A 7,112-nucleotide genomic window follows, 5' to 3' on the forward strand; every position below is an offset into this window, starting at 1 on the left:
GAGCCGAACCCGGAATCTCGAGATTCCAGGTCTGATCCTGCGGACCATCCCGGAATGACGACTCAGAAGCCTTAAGACGCCGCCAGCTGTTCCTCGACCAGCTTGACCCAGTAGGACGTACCGAAGACGATCGCCTCGTCGTTGAAATTGTAGGCGGGGTGATGCAGGCCGGCGCTGTCGCCGTTGCCGCAGAAGATGAACGCTCCAGGCCGCGCTTCCAGCATATAGGCAAAATCCTCGCCGCCCATCAGCGGCGGCATCTCGTGCACGTTGGCGTCCCCTGCGACCTGCTTGGCGATGCGCCTTGCCACCTCGGTCTCCGCAGCGTGGTTGTTCACCACCGGATAATTGCGCTTGTAGCGCAGATCGATCTTGGCGCCGGTGATCTGCGCCACGCCGGCCACAACTTCGCGGACGCGCTTCTCGACCAGCTGGCGCACCTCCGGCGACAGCGTGCGGATAGTGCCCCTCAGCGTCGCCGTCTGCGGAATGACGTTGCGGGCATTGCCGGCGTGGAACTCGCAGATCGAGATCACAGCCGATTCCAGGGGATCGACGCTGCGCGCAACGATCGATTGCAGGGCAGTGATCACCTGTGCACCGACCAGCACGGAGTCCACGCATTTGTGCGGACGCGCGGCATGGCCGCCGACGCCCTCGATCAGAATGTCGACCTCGTCGGTCGCCGCCATGATCGGTCCCGGCCGGATCGCAAACGAGCCGATCGGGATGCCCGGGCCGTTGTGCATGCCATAGACCTGCTCGATGCCGAAACGCTCCATAAGGCCATCCTTGACCATGGCCTCGCCGCCGGCGCCGCCCTCCTCGGCCGGCTGGAAGATCACCACGGCATCGCCGGCGAAGTTGCGGGTCTCGGCCAGGTAGCGCGCCGCACCCAGCAGCATCGCGGTGTGGCCGTCATGGCCGCAGGCGTGCATCTTGCCCGGGTTCTTCGAGGCGTAAGGCAGGTTGGTCTGCTCCTCGACCGGGAGCGCGTCCATGTCGGCGCGCAGACCGATCACCTTGAGCCCGTCGCCGGCCGGCTTGCTGCCTTTGATGACGCCGACCACGCCGGTCTGGCCGAGGCCAGTCACGACCTCATCGCAGCCGAACTCGCGCAGGCGGTCAGCGATAAATGCTGCGGTGCGGTGAACCTCGTACAGCAGCTCCGGATGCTGATGGATGTCCCGGCGCCAGGCCTGAATATCCGGTTGGAGGTCGGCGACGCGGTTCACGATAGGCATGGAGGATCTCAAGCTTTTTTGGGAACACAGGATTGTCCTACCATGCAAGCGCCGGTCCACCTAACTCCGGCGGATCGAAGGTAACCTGTCCTTTCGTCATGGCCGGGCTTTTAGCCAGCTTGTCTTGGCCATCTACGTCCGACTATTACGACAGAAAGCGCGTGGATGGCCGGGACAAGCCCTGGCATGACGCCTGTTGGGATGGACGCAGAATGCCAAGACGGCTCGAAGGTGAGTTTGACTACATTATCGTCGGAGCCGGCACCGCGGGATGTATCGTCGCGAACCGGCTGTCGGCCGATCGCAACAACCGCGTCCTCATCCTCGAAGCCGGCGGCGACGACAATTGGATCTGGTTCCACATCCCGGTCGGCTATCTCTTCGCGATCGGCAATCCGCGCTCGGACTGGATGTTCAAGACTGAAGCCGAGCCGGGCTTGAACGGCCGCGCGCTCGCCTATCCCCGCGGCAAGGTGATCGGCGGCTGCTCGGCGATCAACGCCATGATCTCCATGCGCGGACAGGCTGCCGACTACGACCATTGGCGCCAGCTCGGGCTGACCGGCTGGGGCTATGGCGACGTGCTGCCGCTGTTCAAACGGCTGGAGGATCATTTCCTTGGGCCGAGCGAGCATCATGGCACAGGAGGCGGCTGGCGCATCGAGGCGCCGCGACTGTCGTGGGACATTCTCGACGCCGTTGGGGACGCCGCCGAGGAGATGGGCATCAAGCGCATCCCGGACTTCAACACCGGGGACAACGAAGGCACCAGCTATTTCCACGTCAACCAGAAGCGCGGCCGGCGCTGGTCGTCGGCGCGCGGCTTCCTCAAGCCCGCGCTGAACCGTCCCAATCTGCGGCTGGAAAAGCATGTGCTGGTCGACCGCCTGGTCATCGAGCAGGGCCGCGCCGTCGGCGTGCGCTTCATCCAGAATGGCGAGATCATCGAGGCGCGCGCCAAGCGCGAGGTGATCCTCTCGGCCGGTTCGATCGGCTCGGTGCAGGTGCTGCATCGCTCCGGCATCGGCCCCGCCGACTGGCTTTCGCCGCTCGGCATCGACATCGTCGTGGACCGGCCCGGCGTCGGGCGCAACTTGCAGGATCATCTCCAGCAGCGCGCGATCTACAAGGTCGAAGGGGTGCGCACGCTGAACGAGACCTATTACAACCTGTTTCGCCGCGGCCTGATGGGGCTCGACTACGCCTTCCGCCGCCGCGGGCCGCTGACCATGGCGCCATCGCAGCTCGGCATTTTCACGCGCTCCGATGCGACGCGCGCACGCGCCAACATCCAGTTTCACGTGCAGCCGCTGTCGCTCGACAAGTTCGGCGATCCCCTGCACCGCTTCCCCGCGATCACGGTGAGCGCGTGCAATCTCCAACCGACCTCTCGCGGCACCGTGCGGCTGCGCTCGGCAACGCCTGAAGAGAAGCCGATCATTGCGCCGAATTACCTGTCGACCGACGACGATCGCCAGGTCGGCGCCGACGCCATCCGCACCACGCGACGCCTGATGCAGCAGAAGGCGCTGGCAAAATACCGCCCGATCGAATATCTGCCCGGCCCCACCGTCGGCGACGACGATGCCTCGCTTGCGAAGGCTGCCGGCGACATCGGCACCACCATCTTCCATCCCGTCGGCACCGCGAAGATGGGCGCGGCGAACGATCCGATGGCGGTGGTCGACGAACGCCTGCGCTTCTACGGCCTCGGCGGTCTTCGCATCGTCGATGCCTCGATCATGCCGACCATCACCTCGGGCAACACCAACACGCCGACCGCGATGATCGCGGAGAAAGGTGCGGCGATGATTTTGGAGGATGCGAAGTAGCATCCGGCCACCATGATCAATTCGTACCGCTTTTCAATCGGCCCAGCCGACGCGCAGATCGCCATGTTGCAATGGGGCGAGAGCGGGAAACCACCTGCCCTGCTCCTGCATGGCACTGGCTTCGTCGCTGACGTCTGGGACGAGGTCGCGCGCGAGCTTGCATCGACCTACACCGTCTATGCGCTCGACCGCCGCGGCCATGGCGCCAGCCACAAGCCCGGCGCTTATCACTTCCTGGATTACGCCGATGACGTGAGCCGGGTGATCGAGACACTCGAGCTGCGCGACGTCTATGGCATCGGCCACAGTGCTGGTGCAACCGACCTACTCCTCGCGGCAAAACTTCGTCCCGGATGCTTCACGCGCCTGTTCGTGATGGAGCCGACCGTGATGGACCCGCGCGCGGCGCGCTCCGGCGCATTGAGCGACGAATCCCTTTCCCGCGTGCACGGCACGCTGCGGCGACGGGCCGAATTCGAGAACGCTGCGGCCGTCTTCGCGCGCTACCGGGCGGCGCCGGCATTTGCGGATTGGACCGAGACGTCGCTTTGGGCTTACGTGCGCCACGGCTTCGTGCCGCTCGACGACGGCCGGGTAAAGCTCTGCTGCACGCCGGAGATCGAGTCGGCAATCCTGTGTCCGATCTACGAGGCGATGGAGCAGGTTTACGTTGGCGATGCCCGCGGCAATCCGTTTACCTCGCTCACCGAGATCGACTGCCCGGTGCGCGTCACGACCGCCGCGAAGTCGGGGCCGATCTACAAGGAAATGTCGGCGCGCGCCGTATCGCTGATTCCGCGCGTCAGTACGTTGGTCTTCGATGATGCCGGGCATTGCGTGGCGCAGGAAGTGCCGCAGGCCGTGGTGCAAGCCGTGAGAGATTTTTCAAAGTAAGTCTCGTGCCGGACGCGGCGCAGATGCGCCGCCGAGCCGGGGCCCATCTCACGGCGCACCGCGCGGCTTTCAGGGTCCCGGCTCTGCAACGCATCACCAAGAGGTGCTGCGTTGCGTCCGGGACACGAGAATTTCCCCCTCACGAAATCGTCATCGCATTCGGGAATAAGACGCTTCCTTCCCCGATCACCTTCCCGAAGCCCAATTCCGGGCGAGAGGAGATGCGCGATGAGCGGACACGATCACGGGGACGACGGTGTCAGCCGCCGCAAGGTGCTGGAATGCATGACCTGGGCCGGCACCGGGGTGCTCTGGACCATCACCGGCGGCGTGCCGCGCTCGTTCGGCATCATCGATAGTGCGCAAGCTGCTACCGCGGCCGCGCCCGGCATGACCTTCCTCCAGATCAGCGACAGCCATGTCGGCTTCGACAAGCCGGCCAATCCCAACGCGCTCGGCACGCTGGAGGAAGCCGTGGGCAAGATCAACGCCATGCCGGTCAAGCCGTCCTTCATGATCCACACCGGCGACATCACGCATCTGTCGAAGGCCGCCGAATTCGACAATGCCGAGCGCATCATCTCGCAAACCAAGCTCGACGTGCATTACGTGCCGGGCGAGCACGACATCATCGACGAGGAGGTGAAGCTCTATCGCGAACGCTACGGCCGTGGCACCAAGGGTCGCGGCTGGTACTCGTTCGACGCCGGCGGCGTGCACTTCATCGGCCTCGTCAACGTCGTCGACCTCAAGGCCGGCGGCCTCGGCAATCTCGGCGCCGAGCAGCTCGCCTGGCTCGAGGACGATCTGCGCGGCAAGTCAAAATCGACTCCGGTCGTGCTGTTCGCGCACATCCCGCTCTGGACCGTCTATCCCGAATGGGGCTGGGGCACCGAAGACGGCGGCCGCGCGCTGGAATACGTCAAGGGGTTCGGCTCGGTCACGGTGCTCAACGGCCACATCCACCAGGTGATGCAGAAGGTCGAGGGCAACGTCACTTTCCACACTGCGCGCTCGACCGCCTTCCCGCAGCCGGCGCCGGGGGCCGCTCCCTCACCAGGACCGATGAAGGTCGAGAACGCCAGGCTCCGCTCCATGCTCGGCGTTGCCAGCATCAACTTCAAGCAGAACGAGCAGCGCCTCGCCATCATCGACACGCCGCTCCAGGGCTGAGAGAAAAGCTGATCATGAAGACACTCAATCGGCGCGACTTCGGTGTCGACTTCGGTCTCGCTTTGGCCGCGGCCATCCTGTTGCCCACAACAGCTGCCCGTGCCGACGAGACGGAGGTGCATATCGATAATTTCGTTTTCCAGCCGGCCGAGCTCACGATCAAGGTCGGCACCACCGTGACCTGGACCAACCGGGACGACATCCCGCACACCGTGGTGTCGGCCGGCAAGTTCAGGTCCAAGACCCTGGACACCAAGGACAAGTTCTCGTTCACCTTCACCAATGCGGGCGACTACAAATATTTTTGCTCGTTGCATCCGCACATGACGGGGATGATCAAGGTTGAGTAACGTCTCCAACCAAGGCACCCACGTCTTGCCCGGCCGGTTGTCCCACGCCGGCCGGGCTCAGACCTATTCGATCACGGCAAAAGAAGTGGCAAAGCAAAAGGCAAAGCGAGGAGCGATGCCCGGCACCGACGATTTGCAGAAGGCGCTGCGCTTCCGCGAAGCGGCGCTGCCCTATCTCGACGACGTCTACACGCTCGCGCGCTATCTCTTGCGCGATGCCTCCGACGCCGAGGACGCGGTGCAGGAGTGCTATCTGCGAGCGCTGAAGCACTTTGACAGCTATCATGGACCGGCGATGAAGCCGTGGCTGTTCGCGATCCTGCGCAACGTCTGCAACGCCGAATATGCGCGGCGCGCGCATTCCCACAGCGCGATCGAGGAGACGCCCGGCGCCGCCGAGCAGACACCAATCTGGCAGGAGAGCGAGGCAAGCCCGGAAACCGAAGTGCTGCGCAGCCGCGATGCCGGCGCGATCCGCAAGCTGATCGACGCGCTCGCCGAACCGTTCAAGGAAACCTTCGTGCTGCGGGAGATCAACAATCTTTCCTACCGTGAAATCGCCGAGGTCGTCGGCGCGCCCATCGGTACCGTGATGTCCCGCCTCGCCCGCGCCCGCGCCATGCTGCGCGCGGCCTGGAATGTGGAAGAGGAGCACTCAAGATGACTTGCGAAGAAGCGAGGAACCTGCTTCACGCGCTGCTCGACAATGAGCTCGATGCGGGCCATGCGCGCGAGGTCGAAGCCCACATCGCAAGCTGCCCGGACTGCGCTGCGGAGTTCGCCGCGCAGCGCGACATGCAACGCGTGCTCGCCCACGCCAGTTTGCGCTACACCGCGCCCCCAAGCCTGCGCAGCCGGATCGAGGCCTCGTTGCCCGAGCCGCAGCGCCAACAACCAACCCGCCGCTCCGTGCTGCGCGGCTTTGCAATGGGCTCAGCCGTCTCCGCGCTTGCTGCTTCGGGCATCGTCGCGGTGGTGCTGCGCCAGGACGACCAGCAGCGTATCCTGTCGGAGGTCGTCTCCGCGCATCTGCGCTCGCTTCAGGCCGGTCACCTTACCGACGTGCTTTCCACCGACCAGCACACCGTCAAGCCATGGTTCAACGGCAAGCTCGACGTCGCCCCGCCCGTGATCGACCTCACCGCGCAGGGTTTCACGCTGGTCGGCGGCCGGCTCGACTATATCGATGCGCGCGCCATCGGCGCCGTCGTCTACCGGCGCCGGCAGCACGTCATCAACCTGTTCGTGTCGCAGACATCGAACGCGGAATATCGCGCGCCAAAGACCGAAACCATGCAGGGCTTCAACTGCCGTCGTTGGGGCAATCGCGGCCTGAACTTCTGGGCCGTCAGCGATCTCGGCGCCGACGAGCTCGCCGAGTTCGTCGACAGGTTCGAGGCGGCGATCAAGGCGAATGTGGAGGGATAGAAGGGTCTCGCCGTCACTGCGAGAGCGTAGCGACGAAGCAATCCAGGTTCTTTCCGCGGAACGATCCTGGATTGCTTCGCTTCGCTCGCAATTGTGCATGTTCACTAATTCGCTGATTGGATCGCTCCAGCGGAGGACGATCCGATGCGCGACAACAGCTATGACCGGACGATTGAGCGCAACTATCTGCA

The 7,112-nt window shown here is 64.4% G+C and carries 7 protein-coding genes; 6 read left to right on the plus strand and 1 reads right to left on the minus strand.

Translation table 11 applies throughout. The features are described from left to right. Positions 1–71: 71 nt before the first annotated feature. Positions 72–1,244 carry a M20 aminoacylase family protein gene (locus IVA92_RS00250; RefSeq protein WP_247276683.1) on the minus strand — a complete coding sequence of 391 codons (1,173 nt, stop codon included), beginning with the start codon at positions 1,242–1,244 and terminating at the stop codon, positions 72–74. A gap of 212 nt (positions 1,245–1,456) precedes the next feature. On the opposite strand from IVA92_RS00250, the gene IVA92_RS00255 reads away from it, so the two are divergent. The 6 genes from IVA92_RS00255 (at position 1,457) to IVA92_RS00280 (ending at position 6,921) form a co-directional block, all read left to right on the plus strand. Then, positions 1,457–3,076, plus strand: coding sequence for a GMC family oxidoreductase N-terminal domain-containing protein (locus IVA92_RS00255; protein WP_247276684.1), 1,620 nt, complete (start codon positions 1,457–1,459; stop codon positions 3,074–3,076). A 12-nt stretch (positions 3,077–3,088) separates the two neighbouring features. Next, positions 3,089–3,970: an alpha/beta hydrolase gene (locus tag IVA92_RS00260; RefSeq protein ID WP_247276685.1), complete on the plus strand. Its 882-nt coding sequence runs from the start codon at positions 3,089–3,091 to the stop codon at positions 3,968–3,970. A gap of 228 nt (positions 3,971–4,198) precedes the next feature. Next, positions 4,199–5,143 (plus strand): metallophosphoesterase, encoded by a 945-nt coding sequence (locus IVA92_RS00265; protein ID WP_247276686.1) that lies wholly within the window; start codon positions 4,199–4,201, stop codon positions 5,141–5,143. 14 nt (positions 5,144–5,157) lie between these two features. Then, positions 5,158–5,493: a cupredoxin family copper-binding protein gene (locus IVA92_RS00270; protein ID WP_247276687.1), complete on the plus strand. Its 336-nt coding sequence runs from the start codon at positions 5,158–5,160 to the stop codon at positions 5,491–5,493. Between the two features lie 115 nt (positions 5,494–5,608). Next, on the plus strand, positions 5,609–6,157 hold the full coding sequence (locus tag IVA92_RS00275; protein WP_247276693.1) for a sigma-70 family RNA polymerase sigma factor: 549 nt from the start codon (positions 5,609–5,611) through the stop codon (positions 6,155–6,157). Next, complete coding sequence (locus IVA92_RS00280) at positions 6,154–6,921, plus strand: anti-sigma factor (RefSeq protein ID WP_247276688.1); 768 nt, start codon at positions 6,154–6,156, stop codon at positions 6,919–6,921. Before IVA92_RS00275 ends, IVA92_RS00280 begins: the two co-directional genes overlap by 4 nt. Positions 6,922–7,112: the final 191 nt, after the last annotated feature.

It is taken from the genome of Bradyrhizobium sp. 154, assembly GCF_023073875.1.
GTDB lineage: Bacteria > Pseudomonadota > Alphaproteobacteria > Rhizobiales > Xanthobacteraceae > Bradyrhizobium.